This window comes from Bittarella massiliensis (ex Durand et al. 2017), from assembly GCF_017566145.1.
GTDB classification, from domain to species: Bacteria; Bacillota; Clostridia; order Oscillospirales; family Ruminococcaceae; genus Bittarella; species Bittarella massiliensis_A.
On record NZ_JABFCL010000157.1, the window covers coordinates 1 to 227 of the forward strand.

Annotated in this window: 1 protein-coding gene; it reads right to left on the reverse strand. The window is 43.2% G+C overall.

What is annotated here, in order from left to right; all coding sequences use genetic code 11:
• A partial coding sequence (locus HJY11_RS13855) for a hypothetical protein (protein WP_208076487.1) occupies positions 1-227 on the reverse strand: 227 nt, incomplete at both ends.

Here is a 227-nt window from a genome sequence, read left to right on the forward strand (position 1 = left end):
CTTTTCCCACAGCGAGATGAATGAAATCGGTGTGGCTTCTCTGATTTCCAGAACCAATAATGATGCATTCCAGATTATGATGTTTATGAACGTCATCTTGAGAACCGCAGTTTTGACCCCGGTTATGATTGTGGTAAGCTTTATGCTCACAGTCCGTACATCGTTGAATCTGTCGCTGATTATCATCTCCACGATCCCGTTGATTATTATCGGGGTGATCATTGTGG